Origin of the sequence: Bradyrhizobium sp. LTSP885 (genome assembly GCF_000938305.1) — a bacterium.
Lineage (GTDB): Bacteria > Pseudomonadota > Alphaproteobacteria > Rhizobiales > Xanthobacteraceae > Bradyrhizobium.
Genome location: NZ_JYMT01000026.1, coordinates 1 through 20421, shown reverse-complemented (window position 1 = coordinate 20421; position 20421 = coordinate 1). Strand labels below are relative to the sequence as shown.

Sequence of the window (20421 nt, the reverse complement as noted above, 5' to 3'; positions counted from 1 at the left end):
CTGCCGGAACGACCGAGCGATTCGAACGCGGCGAGACCGGCACCACGAAACGCACGCCGCGTTCCGAACGGAGGCAAGGGAGCCCCTGCGCGGCTCGCTACTTCGTTCCGGTCCGGATCGGTGCGTCCTTCATCCCGTTATCGTCATAGGCCTTGCGCAGCGTGCCGTTGGCCACAGCCTCCGTCATGAACCTGGCGGCAAAGGCCGCGGCCAGCGGATGGTTGAGCGGCACGGCGATCGCGGTCACGGTCTGCTTGAAGGTCTCGTCCAGCACACGCGCGCCCGGAATCTTCTTCGCCATGGCGTGGAGCTGGTCACGCGACAATGCGAATGCATCGACCTCGCCGCTCTTCAGCAGATTGAATATCTCGTCGTAGGTCTGATAGCCCGCCACCTTGGCGTGCTTGAGATGCGCAATCGCGCCGCGCATCGTCGTGGTGTTGTTGACGGCGGCGACCTTGACGCCGTCCTGGTCGAGATCGGCGAAAGTCTGCACCGTCGAGCCCGGCTTGACGATGTAGGTGGCATCGGCGACCTCGTAGATCGGCCCGAACGTCATCTTGGTCGCGCGCTCGGGGTCCTTCGGCAGGAAGGTGACGTCCCAGCTGGTGTTCGCCGCGGCGTCGGTGATCTGGCCCGAATTCTGGTACGCGACATATTCGACCGGCACGCCGAGCTGCGCCGCCATCTCGCGGCCGAGATCGACGGGAACGCCGGCATAGCCGCCACTCTCGGTCTTGGTCGACCAGAATGCGCCGCCGGCCGGGCTGATCCCGATCGCGACGCGGAGCTTGCCGGTCGGCGCGATCTCGTCCTTCAGGGCATCGGCATGGGCTGATACGGCCATCATCATCACTCCCAGAACGAGGCCCGCAAGACGCAACAACTGGCTGGACATCGGACCTCCTCCACGCCGGGTTCGCCCCCGACCGGTTGCTTGATCCGGCGTCTTGTAGCTTACCCATGCACGAGGGACTAGCGACCAGCCCATGCGTTTGCGAAGGGCTGGTCGGCGATGCCTGAGGGCGTTGTCAGCTCGCCTGTGCCGCAGGTGTCCTGATCTCGCGCGGCAGGATGATCGCGGCCACAATTGCCAGCAGGCAAAGCGCGGCAAACGCGCGCAGCATCATGCTGAAGCCGCCATGGTCGTACAGCCACGCCACCAGACCGACCGAGGCGCCCGCCGCGGTGAAGCCGACGAAGTAGCGCACCGCATAGGCCCGCGAGCGCCATTCCTCGGTGGTGTATTTGCCGACCATGGCGTCGTTGACCGTGACCTGGCCGAAGGCGCCCATCACGATGCCGATCGAGACGACGATCAGCGGCAGGTTCGACAGGCTGGCGGCAAGATAGAGGAACGGCGCCAGCATGAACGACAACGGCAGCGCCACCGTCTTCAGCGAATAACGGTCGAGCAGCTTGCCGATCGTGTACTGCGTCATCGCGCCGAACACATAGACCCCGGCCGCGATCACGCCGAGCAGCGCCGGGCTTTTGGTCAGGTCGGCGAGCCGCTCGGCGAACAGTTTGGGCAGCGCCACCGTCACCGCGTTGAACGTGGTCGAGATCGCGATCACCACGATCAGCAGCGACAGCACGACGCGCCACATGTCTTCCTTGGCGACGCGGACTTGGGCTGCCGCCTGCCTGGAGCCCTTGCGGTCCTCATGGACAACGGTCATCGCAAAGGCGATGCCGACCAGCACGGTGACCACGCCAGGCACGATGAAGGCCCAGCGCCAGCCGAGATACTGGCCGACCACGCCGGTGACCAGCGCCGACGAGGCGACGCCGAGATTGCCCCAGACGCCGTTGATGCCCATCTGGGCGCCGAGCTTCTCGGCATAGGACACGATCATGGCGGTGCCGACCGGATGATAGATCGAGGCGAAAATGCCGATCGCAAACAGCGCCGCGCCGAGCTGCACTGGTGTCTGCACGAAGCCGACCGAGATCATCGCCAGGCCAATTCCGACGAAGAAGATCACCATCATGTGGCGGCGGCTCCAGCGGTCGCCGAGCCAGCCTGTGATCAGCGACCCGGCGCCGAAGGCGATGAAGCCCGGCGTCGCATAGGGCAACAGTTCCGAATAGGCCATGCCGAGCGCCGGGCCCATGATGATGACGGCGGCAGCGAAAATCAGCATCGCATAATGGTCGATGAAGTGAGCGGCGTTGACGAAGGAGATCACCCGGCTGGGGCTATTCATTTGGTTGTTCCTGGGCCAGTCCTTAACTCGAATCCTCAATAATCCCAAAATAGGTTATAGGGACTTGTCCTGACGGGATGTCGCCAATGACTATCGCTGAGCCGCCAATCAGAGCTCTTTATAAGCAACGGCGCGTCACCGGCGATGGCGTGCACATGGTCGCGCGCACCTACACGAAGGGTCATCGGCTCGACCCTCACATGCATCGTGAGGCGCAACTGGTCTATGCCGCGAAGGGCACCATGCAGGTGACCACGCCGAAGGGCCGCTTTCTGGTGCCGCCGGACCGCGCGGTCTGGGTCCCTGCCCTGTCGGGGCATGCGATCGACGTGCTCGCCGATATCGAGATGCGCACGCTGTATTTCGAACCGGCCTGGCTTGCGCGCGCACCGCGCAGCGACAGTCTCGACAACGAATTCGTGGTGCGGGTATCGCCGCTGCTGCACCAGGCGATCCTCGCACTGTTCGACACCTCCAGCAGCCGCGAGCGCACCGAACTGCTGATCAAGCTCGTCATGCTGGAGTTGCACCAGGCCGAGGACTCCGCGACCTTCATTCCGCTGCCGCAGGAGCCGCGCTGCCGCCGCGCCGCCGACATCGTGCTCGCAGATCCCACGCACGACCATGAGATCGAGACGCTGGCGCGCGAGGTCGGCACCTCGGCGCGGACCCTGTCGCGGCTGTTCTCGGCGGAGACGCAATTGAGCTTCAAGAGCTGGTGCCAGCGCGCCCGTGTCGCGGCCGCGATCGAACGGCTGTCGACCGACGCCAACATTTCAGTCAAGCAGGTCGCCTCCGACCTCGGCTATGCCAGCGTACCGGCCTTTTCCCATGCCTTCCGCCAGGTGACCGGCAAGACGCCGACGGAGTTTGCCGAGAAAACCTGAGCGGGATCCGTCATCGGGCGCCGCCATGACGAATTATACCGTTGTCCTGCTCTGACATATTTCCGTACGATCCATGCGCTTGACTCTGATCGTCCCGGCCTTAAATCCCGTGTAAGGTTCGGCTTCACTGGATGCGACCCACCTATGGCCAACGCCTTCTTCTCCGACCTGCTCTCGACGATTTCCGAACGCGGCCGCACCTTGCTCCGCCGGGGCTCCGCGGCCGACGACAAACAAGACCCTGCCGAACTGGTGGAATTGTGCGAGGCGTTGCTGTCCGGCCGTGGCGAGGCCTCCGGTACTGCGATGGCGCGCGAGGTGCTCGACCGCTACCACCAACTCGATGCCGCCGGCCGCCTGCTCTTTTTCCAGACGCTGGCCCGCGATTTCGGACCCGATCGTGCACGGCTGGCGCAGGCGATCGAAGGCTGGCGCGCCGAGGCCAATGGCGATGACTCCAGCGATTTGGACTCCAGCGATTTGCATTTTGCTTCCGAGCCGCGCCGGCAGGAGCTGATTCGCCGGCTCAACCGCGCGCCTGACGGCACCAGCGACCTGGTGTCGATGCGATCCGATCTGCTTTCATTGATGAAGGGCAACAAGGACCTCGCCGCGCTCGACCGCGACGTGTCGCATCTGCTCTCATCCTGGTTCAACAGGGGATTCCTCGTGCTGCGCAGGATAGACTGGTCATCGCCGGCCAATATTCTGGAAAAGATCATCCGTTATGAAGCCGTGCATGAGATCCGCGACTGGGACGATTTGCGCCGCCGCATCGATCCGGTCGACCGCCGCTGCTACGCCTTCTTCCATCCGGCGCTCGCCGACGAGCCGCTGATCTTCGTCGAGGTCGCGCTGACCGAAACCATTCCGGGCGCGATCGCGCCGCTGCTCGCCGAGGAGCGCGAACCGGTGGCGGTCGAGCGCGCCCGCACCGCCGTGTTCTATTCGATCTCGAACACCCAGCGTGGCCTCGGCGGCATCACCTTCGGCAACTTCCTGATCAAGCAGGTGGTCGAGGAACTGCGCCGCGAGCTGCCGAAGCTCGACACCTTCGTGACGCTGTCGCCGGTGCCGGGCTTCATGCAATGGCTGAAGGAGGCCGAGACCGTGCCCGTCTCCGACGAGGACCGGACGCTGCTGGAGAGCCTCGACAGACCGGACTGGTTCGACAATGCCGAACTGACGCCGCAGCTGCGAGCCGTGGTCGAGCCGCTTGCGGCCTATTATTTCCTGAAGGCCCGCACGCCGAAGGGACGCATGATCGATTCGGTCGCGCGCTTCCATCTCGGCAACGGCGCGCGGCTGGAGCGCATCAACTGGCTCGGCGACCTCTCGCCGAAGGGCCTGCGCGAATCCGCCGGAATCATGGTCAACTATCTCTATCGCCTCGACGACATCGAGAAGAACCACGAGGCCTACGCCAACAATGGCGAGGTGATCGCCTCCAGCGCGGTGAAGAAGCTGCTCAAGGGCGAAGGCCGCCGGCTGCGGGATATGCGGCTGACGTAGCAGGCCGCCACCGGTCTCTCCTCCGTCATTGCGAGCGAAGCGAAGCAATCCATCTATCGGCGTGCGCGGACAGATGGATTGCTTCGTCGCTTCGCTCCGCGCAATGACGATGGCGCGACAGCTTCGGTCCTCACGCGGACACCGGCCGTAGCCGCAACAGCGCGGCGGGAAGATGGGCCGCGAGCCAGCCAGCGATGGCGCGCTCCCTGCGGTGGTAGAGCAGACCGGCAGCGATCACGGCTATTCCGATCAGCGACAGCGCGAACGGAAACAGCAGCGAGTCCTTGAAGACGACGTCGGCGAGATGGCCGAGATAGAGACAGATACCAAACGCGCCAAACACCGCATAGGCGCGCCGCATCAGGATCACGGCGAGTGCGAGCAGGCCGACATTGAACAGACAATACATCGCCCGCCCCAGTTCGGTTGCGCTGTCGGAAGCGGTAATTCCACCCCAGAACGCCAGCAATCCGAACAGATGCAGCCAGAAGGCAAAGTCGCCGTTGCGGCTGCGATAGTCCACGATCCAGGCCACGGCGAGGACCAGAAGTCCGAACCAGATCGACACAATGCGCCGCATCTCGAAGTCGAGGTGATCCGCGCCGCTGAACCATGGCGCCAGATCCATCGACATGAACCAGAGCGCGAACGCGATGAGCGCGACGATGAACGGAAACCGATAGTAGCGCAGCGCGAGCGTGCCGGCAGCGACAGTCGCGATCTCCATGAAGACCCAACTGCCTTTGACCCAGATATAGAAGTCGTGCGCGGACCCCGGCTTGCCGAACTTGCCCCACCAGCCAAGTTCGTCCTGGATGCCATAGACCGCGAGCGGCGCCATCGACACCGCAACCGCAATCAGCAACCCGCCGGGCACGCGCAAATTCTTGCCGTACCAAAGGTGGTGACCTGCCACGGTAAAGCCGATCGCGTAGGCGATCGCGCAGAGCGTGAGCGCACGGCCGCCCATCTGCGTGAAGGCCAATGTCGAGAACAGCCCCATGGCGCCGATCACGATCAGTGCGCCGGCGTACCACAGCAGATTTGCAGCATCGAACTTTGCCGGCGGGCTCGCGCCGCTGGCCTGCTCTCGCGATTCACGGCTCGACAGAAAGGCAAGCAACCGCTCCAGATCAGTGGCGCTGATGACGCCTGCATCTGCGGCAACTCGTAGATCGTTCACTGAATATGGCATGCGACACTTCCCGCGCTGCGGTTCGCGCCTCTCCCGGCTGAGCGGGAAAAGGCCTGTACTCATATCTGAGTGTAGAGAAACTTGAGCTACGTTCAATAATTATTTGAGCAGCGCTCAAAACACTTGGTGAACGGTCGCTCGAGGAGACGGCAGGCCAGCTGGACTGGCCTGGCTAGTCCGCCAACGCCTTCATTTCCTTGTACAAATCCGACTTCCCCTCGAATCCGATGCCCGGCAGATCGGGCATTGTGATGTGGCCGTTCTCGACCCGCACGCCGTCCGGGAAGCCGCCATAGGGCTGGAACAGGTCGGGATAGCTCTCGTTGCCGCCGAGGCCTAAGCCGGCTGCGATGTTGAGCGACATCTGGTGGCCGCCATGCGGGATGCAGCGGCTCGGCGACCAGCCTTGGGTCTTCAGCACGTCGAGCGTGCGCTGATATTCGCAGAGCCCGTAGGACAGCGCGCAATCGAACTGCAGCCAGTCGCGATCGGAGCGCATGCCGCCGTAGCGGATCAAATTCTTCGCATCCTGGTGGCTGAACAGGTTTTCGCCGGTCGCCATCGGCCCCGGATAGAACTCCGCGAGCGCGGCCTGCAGCGCATAGTCGAGCGGATCGCCGGCCTCCTCGTACCAGAACAGCGGATAGTCCCGCAGCATCTTGGCATAGGCGATCGCGGTCTCGAGATCGAAGCGGCCGTTGGCGTCGACGGCGAGCTGCGCATCCTTGCCGATCTCCTTGAGCACGGCCTCGATGCGCTCGCGGTCCTCGGCGAGCGGCGCGCCGCCGATCTTCATCTTGACGACATTGTAGCCGCGGTCGAGATAGCCGCGCATCTCCTTGCGCAACGCGCCGAGGTCCTTGCCCGGATAGTAATAGCCGCCGGCGGCATAGACGAAGACGCGCGGATTGGCTGATAGCCCATGGCGCTCGGCGAGTAGACGAAACAATGGCTTGCCCGCGATCTTGGCCACCGCGTCCCACACCGCCATGTCGATGGTGCCGACCGCGACCGAGCGCTCGCCATGGCCGCCCGGCTTCTCGTTCGACATCAGCGTCGACCAGACCTTGTCCGGATCGAGATTGCTGCCGCTTGCATCAAGCAGTGATTTCGGATCGGCCTCGAGCAAGCGCGGCGCAAAGCGCTCGCGGATCAGGCCGCCCTGCCCGTAGCGGCCGTTGGAATTGAAGCCGTAGCCGACCACGCGTTTGCCGTCGCGCACCACATCGGTGACGACGGCGACCAGGCTCGTGGTCATCTTGCTGAAGTCGATATAGGCGTTGCGGATCGGCGAGGAGATCGGTTTTGTCACCTCTCTGATATCGACGATGCGGACGGACATGGTGTTGCTTTCTTGGTTGGGTCTACCGCTCTTCCCTCATCGTCATTGCTGTGGAGCGCAGCGACGAAGCAATCCATACCCCCGCTTGCGGGACCATGGATTGCTTCGCTTCGCTCGCAATGACGGCGGAGGGAGCGCGCGTCAGGACGACTTCGTATCCCGGAAATACGGCTCGACCGGGCCATGCACCTTGATGGTCAGCGGGTTGCCGTGGCGGTCCTTGGCGTTGCCGGCGGTGACGCGCACCCAGCCTTCGCTGATGCAGTATTCCTCGACATTGGTCTTCTCGGCGCCCTTGAAGCGGATGCCGACGTCGCGCGACAGGATCGCCTCGTTGTAATACGGGCTGCTCGGATTGACCGAGAGACGGTCCGGAAATTGCGCTTCGGTAGCTTGGTGGGTAGCTTCGTTGGTGGTGTCGTTGTTCTCGCTCATAGCAGCGCCTCGATATCCTTCTTCAATCCTTCGGGCCGTGCGGTCGGCGCATGCCGCGCCACCACCTTGCCGGACCGATCGACCAGGAATTTGGTGAAATTCCATTTGATCGATGCGCCGAGCAGGCCCGACTTCTCACGCTTCAGGTACTCATACAGCGGATGCGCATTGCTGCCATTGACGTCGACCTTGGCGAACATCGGAAACGTCACGGCGTATTTGATCTCGCAAAAATCCGCGATCTGCTTCGCATCACCGGGCTCCTGCGCACCGAACTGGTTGCAGGGAAAGCCGAGCACGGCAAAGCCGCGCGGCGACAAATCGGCGTGCAGCTCCTGCAGACCCTTGTATTGCGGCGTGAAGCCGCAGGCACTCGCGGTGTTGACGATCAGCAGCACCTGTTTCTCGAACCGCTGCAGCGGCACGTCCTCGCCGGTCAGAGACTGGGCCGTGAATTCATAAACGTTCGGCATCGTCTTCCTCGCTATTCTGCCGGATCGATCGCCGCCGACGGTGTTCCGCCTGCCTCGACCGCCTCGCCCGCGGCAAGGCAAAGGTCCTCGCGGTAACGGCCGGCCACCAGTTGCACGCCGACCGGGATCCGCCCGACCAGCCCGGTGGAAACCGTTAGCCCGGGAAGCCCCATGAAGGGAATGGCAATCTGCGACAGCTGGGCATGCCACACCCGCGCAAACGACGCCTCGTCCTTGCGGTCGAGATGATCGGGGAACGGCAGTTCGCCCGACACCGGCATCAGCAGCACCGGATATTTGTCGAGGAAGGCGAACCACTCCCGCGTCAGCGTCGCGCGCCGGGTCAGCGCCTTCGAGAGATCGAACGGATGCACCTTGGCACGGTTGCCGCGCAGGCAGGCGAGTGCGCCGGGATCGCCCTCGCGCTCGGCCATCTCAAGCTGGGCCTCGTAGCCATCGCCGAGCCAGAGCCTGGTCTGAATCTCGGCCGCCTCGCGCAGGGCCGGCGTGTCCGATATCTCCTCGACGATCCAGCCCGCATCTTGCAGCCGCTTGCCGGCGTCCGCCACCGCCGCGACCACCTCGGGCACGGGGTCGAGACCGTCGGGATTGAGGCACATCGCGACGCGCTTTTCCCGCGGCGGCCCTTCGAGCGGTGCCGGCACGTACCAGGGATCGCGATGATCCGGCGCGGACATTGCCGCGAGCGAAATACGCAGGTCGTTGACGGTGCGCGCCAGCGGGCCCGAGACCGCGCTGATCTGCGGCCCGATCGGGCGCTCCGGCAGTGCGGCATTGAACGCCGGAATGCGGCCGAGACTCGGCCGCAAACCATGCACGCCGCAGGCATAGGCGGGATAGCGGATCGAGCCCGCGATATCGGTGCCATGGGCGATGTGGCCGATACCGGCCGCGACCGCCGCACCCGCGCCGCCGGACGAGCCGCCCGGGGTGATGCCGGGATCGCGCGGGTTCTTGGTGTCGCCGTGAATCAAATTGGTGGTGAACCAGCGATAGGAGAACGCCGGGCAGTTGGTGCGGCCGAGCAGGACGGCGCCCGCCTTGCGCAGATTGGCGACCACGGGATTGTCGACCTTCGCGATGGTATCGCGCTGCAGCTTCAGGCCGTTGGTGGTGGCATAGCCTTGCTGGTCGACATTGACCTTGATCGTGACGGGCACGCCGGCCAGCGGCCCCACCGCCTCGCCGCGCGCAATCGCCGCATCGATGGATGCCGCCTGCGCCAGCACGTCGTCCGGCCGGTGATCGACCACCGCGTTGATCTTCGGATTGACCGCGTCGAGCCGGGCAAGCCCGGCCTCCGCCGCCTCCTTCGCCGAAACCTTCTTCGATTTGATGAGGCCGGCGAGCTCAGTGGCCGACAGACGCCAAATATCCTGCATGTGCTACTCCGTGTGACGGGGGCGTTTTAGCGCCACACGGAAGGCAAGGCCAGCAGCGCGCCGCCGAGAAATTTAGCGGGTATGGGCGATGTAATAGGCAAGATCCGATATCTGCTCCTTGGCGATCGGCTGCATCACGTCGGCCATGGTGCCGTCGTAGCCATGGCGGCTGTTGTCCTTGTATTCGCCCAATGTCTTGGCGAGATAATCCTCGCGCTGGTTGGCGATCCGCGGGACGTTCTCCTTGCCCGAAAAATCGGTGTTGTGGCAGGTGTTGCAGCGGTTCTGCTGCACCAGCGCCTGGCCGCGCGCCATCCGCGCCGGATCGCCGGCCTCGGCTGATGGTACAGGCTTCGGCAGCGTCGCGATGAAGTCGGAGAAGATGCGCAAATCATCGTCGGTCAACGATTTCGCCATCTCGTTCATCGGCTCGAAGGTGCGCAGCTTCTCGCGGAACATGAAGAGCTGGATCAGCGCATAAGGCGCCTGCTGGCCGCCGAGCGAAGGCGTGTTCTCGGTTTCCGACGTGCCATGCTCGCCATGACAGGCAAAGCACGTCACGGTGCGCTCCTGGATGGTTTCTGCGTTTGCGGAGAAGGCAGCGAATGCAAGCAGGAGCGTGGGAAGAATCATCTTACGCATCGTTCGCTCCTCGCACTTCCAGTCATTCCGGTGCGATGCATAGCATCGAACCCGGAATCTCGAGATTCCGGGTCTGGTGCTATCGCACCAGCCCGGAATGACCGCGTTAGTTGTTACTGGTTGGCGACCTTCGGCTTGCCGTAGCTGATGCGATAGACCGCGCCGTTCCAGTCGTCGGAGACCAGCAGCGAGCCGTCCTTCAGCAGCATCACGTCGACCGGACGGCCGACATACTTGTTGTCCTCGAGGAAGCCGGTCATGAACGGCTCGACCGATTTCACGGTGCCGTCCTTGTTCAGCCGGACCGCAACGACGTCGCCGCCCTGCTTCTGCGACTTGTTCCAGGAACCGTGACGCGCGACGAAGATCACGTTCTTGTAGGACTTCGGGAACTGGCTTCCGGTGTAGAAGCGCATGCCGAGCGAGGCGGTGTGCGGGCCCATCAGGCCGACTGGCGCGGTGTAGTCCTTGCAGTTCTTGCCCCAGCCGAGCTCCTGATCGATGATATTGCCCTGCCAGCAATACGGCGCACCGAAATCCTCGCCGGCCTTGGTGACGCGATTGAGCTCGTCTTCCGGCACGCTCTCCGACAGCCAGTCGCGGCCGTTGTCGGTGAAATACATCTGCTTGTTGTCGGGGTTCCAGTCGAAGCCGACCGAGTTGCGGACGCCGAGCGCGTAGACCTCGGCGCCGGAGCCATCGAGATTCATGCGGCGGATCTGGCCGTGGGCGTCGTCATGCAGCACGTTGTTGCCGGGCTGACCGACCGGGACGTAGAGCTTGTTGTCGGGACCGATGGCGATGAACTTCCAGCCATGGGCCTCGTCCTTTGGCAGCTTGTCGTAGATCACGGTCGGCTTCGGCGGGCTGTCCAGGACGTCTTCGATCTTGTCGATCTTGGAGACCTGCGACAGCTCGGCGATGTAGAGCGTGCCGTCCTTGAAGGCGACGCCGTTCGGGCGGTAGAGACCCGAGGCAATCACCTTGACCGAGCGTTTGCCGTCCTTGTTGACGATCGCATAGACCTTGTCGACGAGCCGGCTGCCGACGAACACGGTGCCCTTGTCGCCGAGCGCCAGCGAGCGCGCATTGGCCATCCCTGCGGCATAGACCTCGACATTGAAGCCGGCCGGAACCTTCAGCTTGGCGAGCGGCAGTTTGTCGGGCGAAGCCGGGATCGGCGGCCCCACCACGGGGGCGAGCTTGGCGGCCGCCTCATTGTCCGGACGCCCGATCATGGGTGAGCCCGGCGGCAGCGGCTGTGCGGCGCCAGCAGCCGGCGGAGTGGCCGGCTGCTGCGCAGCGGCATGAAGCGTGAACGCAACGAAGAGAGCACCGGCCAGCATCAGGCTGCGCGGTGCGGACGAATAACGGATCATGGTGGTCTCCCCTGGAGCGGAAGCCGTCTTCCTTGGCACCGGTGACTTGGCCGGTGCCGGCGGCTTTCCTCAAATCCTAGTCTTGCGAATTTGTCCGGACAAATGCAATCGGAAACATGCCGGACACACGACCCGGCGGGTTTACGCCACGCGCCGTTCCGCGGCGCATCAATGCCGGGTGATCGTGCGATCCGGGCTATCGAGGATCGCCTCGGTGAACGGAAATTCCAGCACGATCTCGCCCTCGTCGTCGGTCACCTCGATGACCGCGCTCAGCAGCGCACCGTCGGCGCCCTCGGTCTTGAGCAGTTCGCGAATCATGGCCCGCGCCATTTCCCAGGCGCGATCGGGATCGCGCAGGATCTCGCCGTCGGGGTCGGAAATCAGCTCGTCGCCGATACGGGTGTTGAAGAAATAGCGTGGCATCGGCAGAACTCAGCTTAGTTGGGCGCCCTCGTCGCCAAGATCACAAAATGAGGGCTCACAAAACGAGGCACGAACACGAGCACAAAATCGTCATCAGGACCTTCGGAGGAGGGCTTGCTCCCCCTCCCTAACCCAAGATCACCATTCACGGTGTGGCGAACAACAGGAAAAAGGTCTGACGCCACGGGCTTTTGAGCGCAAGGCGCGCACAAGTCCGTGAGCGGTTGCCAGGATATACTGCAATGCAATATGCCCTCAGCAGGGCATCCTTGCAAAAAATTTAGCTGGCGAACTTTTCGATCCACAGTAGTTTAACCTGCAGGGCGGAATGTTCGTCCGGTTGCAATGGAGAGCGAAATGGCCTGGAAAGCACCGAAAATCGTCGAAGTGTCGGTCGGCATGGAAATCAACATGTATATGTGCGCGACCCGCAAGTAAGCGGCAGCGTCCTATACGGTTTAGCGCAGGTGGATGCCCGGGCATGACGCGGTCCCGATCAAGGGAGTGTGCTTCAAATCCGGGCTCCACCTCGTAGCGTTTTTGGGTTCGAGCGTTCGTAAGTTCGAACGTTCTTGAGTTCGAATAAGACTTCTCCAGGAGACGGATCATGCTTCGTGTCGTCGTCCTGGGCGCCGCGGCCGGTGGCGGTGTTCCGCAGTGGAACTGCGGCTGTCCGGTGTGCCGGTCAGCACGAAGCGATCATCCAGAATTGCAGAGCACGCAGGCCTCGATCGCAGTCAGCGGCGATGGCGCGCACTGGATCCTCGTCAACGCTTCCCCCGATCTCCGCCGGCAATTGATCGCCACGCCGCAATTGCATCCGAAGGACGGCGCGCTGCGTCACAGCCCGATCGCGGGTGTGATCCTCACCAATGGCGAGATCGACGCCGTCGCAGGGCTGCTGTCGATGCGCGAGGGATCGCCGTTTACGATCTACGCCCATGAGCGCGTGCTGGCGATCCTGCGCGCCAACAGCATCTTCAACGTGCTCAGCGACAAGAACGTCGCCCGCCAGCCAATCGCAGTCGACCAGGCCTTTGAGCCCAGTTTGCCCGACGGTTCGCCGTCGGGGATCGAGGTGCTGCCGTTCGAGGTTCCCGGCAAGGGCGCATGGTATCTCGAGGGCAAGGCGCATCCGGCGGGCGCCGACGGCGTTGGCGATACGCTCGGCCTGCGTATTGCGGATAGGCGCACCGGCAAATATCTCTACTTCCTGGCCGCCTGTGCCCGGGTGACCGATGATCTCAAGGCGCGGCTCAAGGGTGCACCGCTGGTGTTCTTCGACGGCACGGTGTGGCGTGACGACGAACTGATCGTGGCGGGGCTCGGCAACAAGACCGGTCAGGGCATGGGACATATTTCGATGTCGGGCGATCACGGCGCGATCCAAAACCTCGCCGGGCTCGACATCGGACGAAAAGTGTTTTTGCATATCAACAACTCCAACCCGGCACTGCTTGGGACCTCGGCCGAACGCAAGGCGGTCGAACAGGCGGGCTGGCAGATTCCCAGGGATGGAACGGAGATCGTGCTGTGAATATGGTGCCTACCAGCGGAATGACGGCGCTCTCGATCGGCAAGGGCATCACGCTCAACAGTGCCGAAGAGATGGAAGCGACGCTGCGCACAATCGGCGCGACGCGCTATCACAGCCTGCATCCGTTCCATCGTCTCTTGCACGGCGGCAAGCTCAACAAGGGCCAGGTCCAGGCCTGGGCGCTGAACCGCTATTACTACCAGAGCACGATCCCGCTGAAGGACGCGATGGTGATCTCGCGCTTCCGCGACCGCAACACGCGGGTCGAGTGGCGCCACCGCATCGAGGATCACGACGGCGATCTCGGCACCGAAGGCGGCATCGAGCGCTGGCTCAAACTGACCGAAGGCCTCGGCCTTGACTCTGCCTATGTGGAATCGACCGAAGGCATTTTGCCCGCGACGCGCTTTGCGGTGGAAGCCTATGTGCATTTCTGCCGCGACCGCACCCCGCTGGAGGCGATCGCCTCCTCGCTGACCGAATTGTTCGCGCCGAACCTGCATGAGGAGCGGATCTCCGGGATGCTGAAGCATTACGACTTCGTCAACCCTGATATCATGAGCTATTTCAGCCGCCGATTGACGCAGGCACCGCGCGATGCCGGCTTTGCGCTCGACTACGTCAAGCAGCATGCGAAGACGCAGGCCGAACGCGAAGCGGTCTGCAACGCGCTGATCTTCAAGACCAACGTGCTGTGGGTACAGCTTGATGCGCTCTCACACGCTTATGTCGACGGCCACATTCCGCCCGGCGCTTTCGTGCCGAAGGCGAGCTAGGGACATATCATGGCCAGCCGCAATATCAGCGTCAGCGAGACCAGCCGGCCGAAACTGCCGCGCCATGCCAAGCTGAAATTCGATGAGACGCGGCAGGTCTGGGTGATCCTGGCGCCGGAGCGCGTGCTGGCGCCGGACGAGATCGCGGTCGAGGTGCTGCAACTATGCGACGGCGTGCGCAGCGTCAGCGACATGGCGGAACAGCTCGCGGTGAAATACGCTGCGCCGCGCGAGGCGATCCTGACCGACGTGATCGCCATGCTGCAGGATTTGGCCGACAAGGGCTTTCTCACCGAAGCGCGCGAGAACACATCATGAGTGACACGCTCGCCGGCAACAAAACAGCGACAGCTGGCCCGGCCGACGGGCTCGCGGTGCTGGAGCAGACCCGTTCCGCGGCCGAAACCTACGGCATCCCGCTCGCGGTGCTGCTCGAGGTCACGCATCGCTGCCCGCTGCAATGCCCCTATTGCTCCAACCCGGTCGAGCTCGACCGCGGCTCTACCGAACTCACCACGGACGAATGGAAGAAGGTGCTGAGCGAGCTCGCCGAGCTCGGCGTACTGCAGGTGCATTTCTCCGGCGGCGAACCGACCGCGCGCAAGGACATCGTCGAGTTGGTGCAGCACGCAACTGACGTCGGGCTCTATTCCAATTTGATCACGTCAGCCGTGCTGCTGACCCGTGACAAGCTTTCCGCGCTGGCCGATGCCGGCCTCAGCCATGTTCAGATCAGTTTTCAAGGCAATGAGTCCGGTGTCGCCGACCGCGTCGCGGGCCTGAAGGATGCGCATCGCAAGAAGCTCGAGGTCGCAAAATGGACGCGCGAGCTGGAACTGCCGCTGACGGTGAACGCCGTGATGCACCGGCAGAATTTGCATCAGCTCGCTGATATCATCCAGATGGCGGTCGATCTCGACGCCGACCGGCTCGAAGTCGCCAACGTGCAGTATTACGGCTGGGCGCTGAAGAACCGCGCCGCGCTGATGCCGACGATCGAACAGATCGAGGAGACCAGCCGCCTCGTCGAAGAGGCGCAGGTGCGCCTCAAGGGCACGCTGGCGATCGATTATGTGGTGCCGGACTATTACGCGCTGCGGCCGAAGAAATGCATGGGCGGCTGGGGCCGCCAGTTCTTCAACATCTCGCCGGCCGGCAAGGTGCTGCCGTGCCACGCCGCCGAAAGCATCACCGGGCTCGAATTCGAATCGGTGCGCTCGAACCATTCGATCGCCTGGATCTGGCAGAACTCGGAAGCCTTCAACCGCTATCGCGGCACTGGCTGGATGCCTGAGCCGTGCAAATCCTGCGAATTCCGCGAGGAGGATTTCGGCGGCTGCCGCTGCCAGGCCTTCGCGTTGACCGGCGATGCCGGCAACACCGATCCGGCCTGCGCGCTGTCGCCGCTGCACGACGAGATCTTCAAGCAGGCGACGCGCGAATCCGCGCGAGCCGAAAACCGCTTCCTCTATCGCAACTTCGCCGGCGGCACGCTGGAGACGGACGATCGACAGGACAAACGCCAGGACAAACGCGATGGCGCCTGACGCCGACGCCGGCAAAGCCGCGGCGCGATCCGATCCATTTGCACCGCTGACATCAGAGACGATGGCTGTCGGCGACGGCCACGACCTTTATGTCGAGAGCGTCGGATGTGCCGGCGGCATTCCCGCGGTCTATCTGCATGGCGGACCCGGCAGCGGCTGCCAGCCCGACCATCGCCGGCTGTTCGACCCTGAAAGATTCCATGCCGTGCTGTTCGACCAACGCGGCTGCGGCCGAAGCCGGCCCAAGGGCGGCCGCAACAACAACACGACGGCGCATTTAATCGCCGACATGGAGAAAATCCGCGAACGGTTCGGCTTCAAGCGCTGGATGGTGGTCGGCGGCTCCTGGGGCGCGACCTTGGCGCTCGCCTATGCGCAGGCCCATCCCGACCGCGTCAGTGGCCTCGTGCTGCGTGCGACCTTCCTCGGCACGCGCGCAGAACTCGAGGACGTGTTCCTGCGCGCCCTGCCGCGTTTCTATCCCGGCCTCTACGAGGATTTCCTCAGCGTTCTGCCGGAGAACGAGCGCGCCGAGCCGATTGCCGCCTATTATCGCCGCATCCTCGACCCCGACGCCGCCGTGCACGCGCCGGCCGCGCGCGCCTGGCACGACACCGAACGCACGTTGTCGGAACACACGCCGAAGCAGACGCGGCTCGACCTCGCGTCATTGAAGTCGGGCGCCATGCCCTCGACTCCGTTCATGGAAGCGCACTATTTCGCCAATGACTGCTTCATGCGCCCGAACCAGCTGATGGACGAAGCCGGCAAGCTCGCCGGCATTCCCGGCATCATGGTGCAGGGCCGCTACGACCTGCTGTGCCCGCCGGCGACGACGCACGCCCTCGCCGCACGCTGGCCCGGCAGCGAGGTCCGCGTGATCGATGGCGCCGGCCACATCCTGTACGATCCCGGCATCCGTAACGCTGTCATGAAGGCGATCGCGGATCTGGCGTCTAAAGACTAGGACCAGGCTGCACCGGACCCCCGATGACCGATCAAACGATTGATTTCCCCACCTTGAGGAAGCCCGTTGCCGTGTTTGACGCGGGCATCGGCAGCTATGCGGCCGTGGCCGCATTGCAGCGCGCGCTGCCCAGGCAAGACATCCTCTATTTTGCTGATAGAGCGAGCTTTCCCTATGGCAGCAAGAACCGCCAGGAGCTTCTCGGCATCCTCAACAGAACCCTTCATTTCCTTGATGGCTTCGATCCAGCCGCCATCCTTGTCGCGTCCAATGCCCCTTCGATTACGGTCCTGAACGATCTGAAGGACATGGTTTCCGTGCCGGTGTTCGGTGTCCGCCCACCGGTGCGGGAGGCGCTGCAGCAGGCGAACGGGCGAAACGTGGCGGTCCTCGGCGTTCAATCGCTGGTCGAGAGTGCGGAGATGCGCGCGTTCGCGGCCGCGGAAGCAGGCGACGAGGTTCGCCGCGTCCACCTCGTCAACGCCTCGCCGCTCGTGGAATTGGTGGAGAGCGGCGCGTTCCTGTTCGACCATGCCGGTGTCCAGGAGAAGGTCGACGCATTCGTCTCGGCGTCGGACGCACGCCATGCGGACATTGGCGCGATGACGCTGTCCAGCACGCATCTGCCCTGGCTGCGGAGCTTCCTGGAGATATCAGTACAGGGGCGCCCCCTCCTCGATCCCCTGGACAGCGCGCTCGCTGCGATCGTCCCCTTTGCCGTTGAGGGGCACGGCCAGATTCTAGGGTTGGTCACCGAGAACGAGCGCTACACGGCAAACGACTTTCAGCGAATGCTCGATCGGCTCGGGGTTACTCTCCCACTTCGGATCGTCCCGCGCCTGAGCGAAGAATGATCACACCGTCCATCGTCGCCGCCGTTCTCGTGTCTAAACCAGACTCAAGTCCTTCGGCTTGATGCCGGTGAAGATGCGCTCGAGATTTGCCTGCTGCAAACCGTAGACGCGCTGGATCAGGCCGGCAAAGAACGCCTTGTAGTCGGTCAACACCGGATAATCGCGGTTCTGGAACAGCGTTGCCTGCGACACCTGGACCTGCTCGCCGGCCATGCGGCCGCCATTGACGCCGCCGCCCATCACCCAATAGACGCTGCCATGGCCGTGATCGGTGCCGCGGTCGCCGTTCTCGCGGAAGGTGCGGCCGAATTCGGAGATCACGACCACGACGGTGTCGCGCCACATTTCGGGACCGATCTCCTCGGAGAAGCCGGCAAGGCCGCGGCCGAGTTCACCGAGTCGGTCGGCGAGATAGCCGGTCGCCGCGCCCTGGTTGACGTGGGTGTCCCAGCCGCCGACGTCGACGAAGCCGAGGTTGAACTGCTCGCGCATCAAACGCCCGATCCGCCGCGCCGACAGCTCGAAGCCGCGCGGCGAGACCGCGCCGCGATTGGCCGCCGTCATCTCCTCGGAGACCGATTTGTAGACGTCGTCGCGGACGCGAAAGCCTTCCGACACCGAGCTGGCGAGATTGCCTTGGGTGTACATCTGCTTGATCAGCCGGGCCTGCCGATCGTCGACGCCGGGCTTGCTGACGCTCGCGATGCCGGTGTTCGGGATCTGGTTCTGGCCGCGGAAGATCAGCGGCAGCTGATCGGTGAAGGAGATCGGCTTCACCCGCGTCAGCTCGGTGGCAAGCCGGTTCATGAAGCCGGAGCGATAGTCGCGGCTGCCGCCGACCGCCTGGCCAAGCTCGATCGTGTCCTGGGTCTCGAAATGGCTGCGCGAGAGATCGTCGCTGGTGCCGGCAAACGGGATGAAGGCGACCTCGCGCTTGGCCCACAGCGGATAGATCGAATCGCGCAACGCGGGATGCAGGCCCCATCCGGCGTCGAGCGCCAGCGCCGCATTCGGATTGCCGGCATCGGGCCGCGCCACTGCGAGTGTCGGACGCGATGCGTAATAGAACTCGCTGCCGGTGGGCACGATCACATTGGCGGCGTCGTAGGCGCCGCGCAGGAACACGACGAGCATGCGCGCGTCGGTCGCGGGCGCAGCCCAGACCCGCCCTGCAACGGTGAGCGAAGCGGAAGCGGCGAAGGCCTTGATCAGTTCACGGCGGTTCATGGTGAACCTCCCTTTCAATGCATGAATTCAGGTGACGACAGGAAGAGCGTGTTCCAGTCCTGCGGGGACACCGCCTGGTCGAGTGCAGCGAGCGTCGTTGGGCTCAGCGTCTGGCGCAAATTGTTGAAGTAGAGTCCGTTCATGACCAGCGGAAACGCCGGCTGGTCGACCGCATTGGGCTCGTTCGGCTTGAACAGCCCGGCCGAGCCCGATCCGATCGCACGCGCGATCTCGAAACGCAGCATCATCTGTCCGGGACCGTTCCACGCCGCCGACAGCATCGAATAGCCGTCGGGGGTCTCGTGGTTGAACAGGCCCTCCGACAGCCGGTTGAGCCAGCTCTGGATCGGCAGCGTGTTGAGGATGATCTTGTTGTCGTAGGCCAGCCGCACCGCCGACATCACATAGACCACCGGGTCCTTGAACTTGGCGCCGCCCTTCAAGGTCGCTGTGAATTCCGGCGCGTGCACCAGCGTCGACATCACGGCCGCGATATCGCCGTCAGTCTTCTGGAAAGTTTGCGCCATGCGCTGCACCAGCGCGTCGGGCGGATTGTCCGACACGAAATAGGTCGCAAGCTGCTTCGATATATGCGTCGCGGTCGCGGGGTGACGGCAGAGGATGTCCAGGGCCTCGTCGACCTCGGCGAGGCCACGGCCCTTGATCTGATGGCCGAGGAAGGTCTTGTCGCCATAGTCGTGGCGGGCCGGATTGAATTCAAACGCGCCTTCGCGGACCAGCTGGGATTGCTGCTCGGGCTTCAGCTTGGGATCCTCGGGCTTGAAGTCGATACCGACACCGGTGAGGATCCGCGCCAGCGCCTCGACATCGGCCTGGCTGTAGCCGGAGCCGACGCCCATGGTGTGCAGCTCCATGATCTCGCGGGCGTAGTTCTCGTTGAGATGGCCGGCCGCGTTGTCGGCATTGTCGAGATAGCGCAGCATCGCCGGGTGATGCAGCGTCGCGGCGAGCAGGTCGCGGAATTTACCGAGCGCGTAGGGCCTGATCGCGCGATCCTCATAGTCGCCGATCAGCACGCGGATGTTGGCCTTGTACTGGTGGACGTTGAAGTGGTTGAACCAGAACCAGGTCATGCGCTCGCGCAACTGGTCCGGCGCATAGAGCGCGTACAGGATGCTGCGGGCTGCGGCCTGTCTGCCGCGGTCGTTCATCGCCTGCTGATAGACCTGTTGCGCCGCCTTCTTCTGCTCGGGGTCGGCAACCTGGTTGGCGGACTTCGCCTGCAGATCGAAGGCGAGTGCGATGTCGAACGGAAAGCGATGCACGTCCGGCATCGCCTCGATCTGCGCGCGGGCCGCCTCCGGCAAAGTGGAGTTGGCCGGGTGCAATTGCTCCTGCAGCCAGCGCTCGGTGCCGGCGTCGCGCAAATGCGCGGCGCTCGAGGCACTGACGCCCCAGGTCAGGCGATCGAGCAGCGCGATGTCCTGTGCGGCGAGTTCGGCGGCGCGGGCGGGCTGGTGGCAAGCCACCAGCCCTGCGATCGCACCGACCAGGAGCGTCGCGACCGCCCGAGATCCGAGAGAGCCTGATGTTCTCATGGATGCTGACCTGCTCATGACGTCACGCCCTCAGTGCTTGCACTTTCCGG

At 63.8% G+C, this 20421-nt stretch carries 21 protein-coding genes; 9 read left to right on the top strand and 12 right to left on the bottom strand.

Annotated features, from left to right (window positions below; all coding sequences use genetic code 11):
• Positions 1 to 97 precede the first annotated feature (97 nt).
• Positions 98 to 898, bottom strand: coding sequence for a transporter substrate-binding domain-containing protein (locus UP09_RS17610; RefSeq protein WP_044539526.1), 801 nt, complete (start codon positions 896 to 898; stop codon positions 98 to 100).
• Between the two features lie 133 nt (positions 899 to 1031).
• Positions 1032 to 2210 (bottom strand): MFS transporter, encoded by a 1179-nt coding sequence (locus UP09_RS17605; RefSeq protein WP_044539525.1) that lies wholly within the window; start codon positions 2208 to 2210, stop codon positions 1032 to 1034.
• A gap of 86 nt (positions 2211 to 2296) precedes the next feature.
• On the opposite strand from UP09_RS17605, the gene UP09_RS17600 reads away from it, so the two are divergent.
• Both UP09_RS17600 and UP09_RS17595 read left to right on the top strand, forming a co-directional pair.
• Positions 2297 to 3097 carry an AraC family transcriptional regulator gene (locus tag UP09_RS17600; protein ID WP_044539524.1) on the top strand — a complete coding sequence of 267 codons (801 nt, stop codon included), beginning with the start codon at positions 2297 to 2299 and terminating at the stop codon, positions 3095 to 3097.
• A 144-nt stretch (positions 3098 to 3241) separates the two neighbouring features.
• Entirely contained in the window at positions 3242 to 4609 is a 1368-nt protein-coding gene (locus UP09_RS17595) for a malonyl-CoA decarboxylase (protein ID WP_044539523.1), read from the top strand.
• A 130-nt stretch (positions 4610 to 4739) separates the two neighbouring features.
• Here the strand turns inward: UP09_RS17595 and UP09_RS17590 are convergent, their stop codons facing one another.
• From UP09_RS17590 to UP09_RS17555, 8 genes are all read right to left on the bottom strand, one after another.
• The gene (locus UP09_RS17590; RefSeq protein ID WP_044539521.1) at positions 4740 to 5804 is read right to left on the bottom strand and encodes a hypothetical protein; all 1065 of its coding nucleotides are present in this window, start codon (positions 5802 to 5804) and stop codon (positions 4740 to 4742) included.
• Between the two features lie 172 nt (positions 5805 to 5976).
• The gene (locus tag UP09_RS17585; RefSeq protein WP_044539520.1) at positions 5977 to 7146 is read right to left on the bottom strand and encodes a mandelate racemase/muconate lactonizing enzyme family protein; all 1170 of its coding nucleotides are present in this window, start codon (positions 7144 to 7146) and stop codon (positions 5977 to 5979) included.
• 141 nt (positions 7147 to 7287) lie between these two features.
• Positions 7288 to 7581 carry a DUF3297 family protein gene (locus UP09_RS17580; protein WP_044539519.1) on the bottom strand — a complete coding sequence of 98 codons (294 nt, stop codon included), beginning with the start codon at positions 7579 to 7581 and terminating at the stop codon, positions 7288 to 7290.
• Entirely contained in the window at positions 7578 to 8054 is a 477-nt protein-coding gene (locus tag UP09_RS17575) for a glutathione peroxidase (RefSeq protein ID WP_044539518.1), read from the bottom strand. Before UP09_RS17575 ends, UP09_RS17580 begins: the two co-directional genes overlap by 4 nt.
• A gap of 11 nt (positions 8055 to 8065) precedes the next feature.
• On the bottom strand, positions 8066 to 9457 hold the full coding sequence (locus UP09_RS17570) for an amidase family protein (RefSeq protein ID WP_044539517.1): 1392 nt from the start codon (positions 9455 to 9457) through the stop codon (positions 8066 to 8068).
• A 72-nt stretch (positions 9458 to 9529) separates the two neighbouring features.
• Positions 9530 to 10099, bottom strand: coding sequence for a c-type cytochrome (locus UP09_RS17565; RefSeq protein ID WP_044539516.1), 570 nt, complete (start codon positions 10097 to 10099; stop codon positions 9530 to 9532).
• Positions 10100 to 10212: 113 nt separating this feature from the next.
• Positions 10213 to 11478, bottom strand: coding sequence for a PQQ-dependent sugar dehydrogenase (locus UP09_RS17560; protein ID WP_156164648.1), 1266 nt, complete (start codon positions 11476 to 11478; stop codon positions 10213 to 10215).
• Between the two features lie 168 nt (positions 11479 to 11646).
• Positions 11647 to 11904, bottom strand: a complete 258-nt coding sequence (locus UP09_RS17555) for a DUF6894 family protein (RefSeq protein WP_044539515.1) — start codon at positions 11902 to 11904, stop codon at positions 11647 to 11649.
• 357 nt (positions 11905 to 12261) lie between these two features.
• Here UP09_RS17555 and pqqA point away from each other — a divergent pair, with 357 nt between their 5' ends.
• The 7 genes from pqqA (at position 12262) to UP09_RS17520 (ending at position 17585) form a co-directional block, all read left to right on the top strand.
• A complete protein-coding gene (gene pqqA, locus UP09_RS17550; RefSeq protein WP_035635412.1) occupies positions 12262 to 12342 on the top strand; it encodes a pyrroloquinoline quinone precursor peptide PqqA in 81 nt (26 codons plus the stop codon).
• A gap of 169 nt (positions 12343 to 12511) precedes the next feature.
• Complete coding sequence (pqqB, locus tag UP09_RS17545) at positions 12512 to 13441, top strand: pyrroloquinoline quinone biosynthesis protein PqqB (protein ID WP_044539513.1); 930 nt, start codon at positions 12512 to 12514, stop codon at positions 13439 to 13441.
• A 20-nt stretch (positions 13442 to 13461) separates the two neighbouring features.
• Positions 13462 to 14217, top strand: a complete 756-nt coding sequence (gene pqqC / locus UP09_RS17540) for a pyrroloquinoline-quinone synthase PqqC (protein WP_082070179.1) — start codon at positions 13462 to 13464, stop codon at positions 14215 to 14217.
• A 9-nt stretch (positions 14218 to 14226) separates the two neighbouring features.
• Complete coding sequence (gene pqqD / locus UP09_RS17535) at positions 14227 to 14535, top strand: pyrroloquinoline quinone biosynthesis peptide chaperone PqqD (protein ID WP_044539511.1); 309 nt, start codon at positions 14227 to 14229, stop codon at positions 14533 to 14535.
• Entirely contained in the window at positions 14532 to 15764 is a 1233-nt protein-coding gene (gene pqqE / locus UP09_RS17530; protein ID WP_044539510.1) for a pyrroloquinoline quinone biosynthesis protein PqqE, read from the top strand. The genes pqqD and pqqE overlap by 4 nt, the downstream gene beginning before the upstream one ends.
• Complete coding sequence (gene pip, locus UP09_RS17525; protein ID WP_044539509.1) at positions 15754 to 16731, top strand: prolyl aminopeptidase; 978 nt, start codon at positions 15754 to 15756, stop codon at positions 16729 to 16731. Before pqqE ends, pip begins: the two co-directional genes overlap by 11 nt.
• 23 nt (positions 16732 to 16754) lie before the next feature.
• A complete protein-coding gene (locus UP09_RS17520; protein WP_044539508.1) occupies positions 16755 to 17585 on the top strand; it encodes a glutamate racemase in 831 nt (276 codons plus the stop codon).
• Positions 17586 to 17618: 33 nt separating this feature from the next.
• On the opposite strand, the gene UP09_RS17515 is transcribed toward UP09_RS17520, so the two are convergent.
• Positions 17619 to 18812 (bottom strand): DUF1501 domain-containing protein, encoded by a 1194-nt coding sequence (locus UP09_RS17515; RefSeq protein ID WP_044539507.1) that lies wholly within the window; start codon positions 18810 to 18812, stop codon positions 17619 to 17621.
• 14 nt (positions 18813 to 18826) lie between these two features.
• On the bottom strand, positions 18827 to 20389 hold the full coding sequence (locus UP09_RS17510) for a DUF1800 domain-containing protein (protein WP_245302038.1): 1563 nt from the start codon (positions 20387 to 20389) through the stop codon (positions 18827 to 18829).
• Positions 20390 to 20421 lie beyond the last annotated feature (32 nt).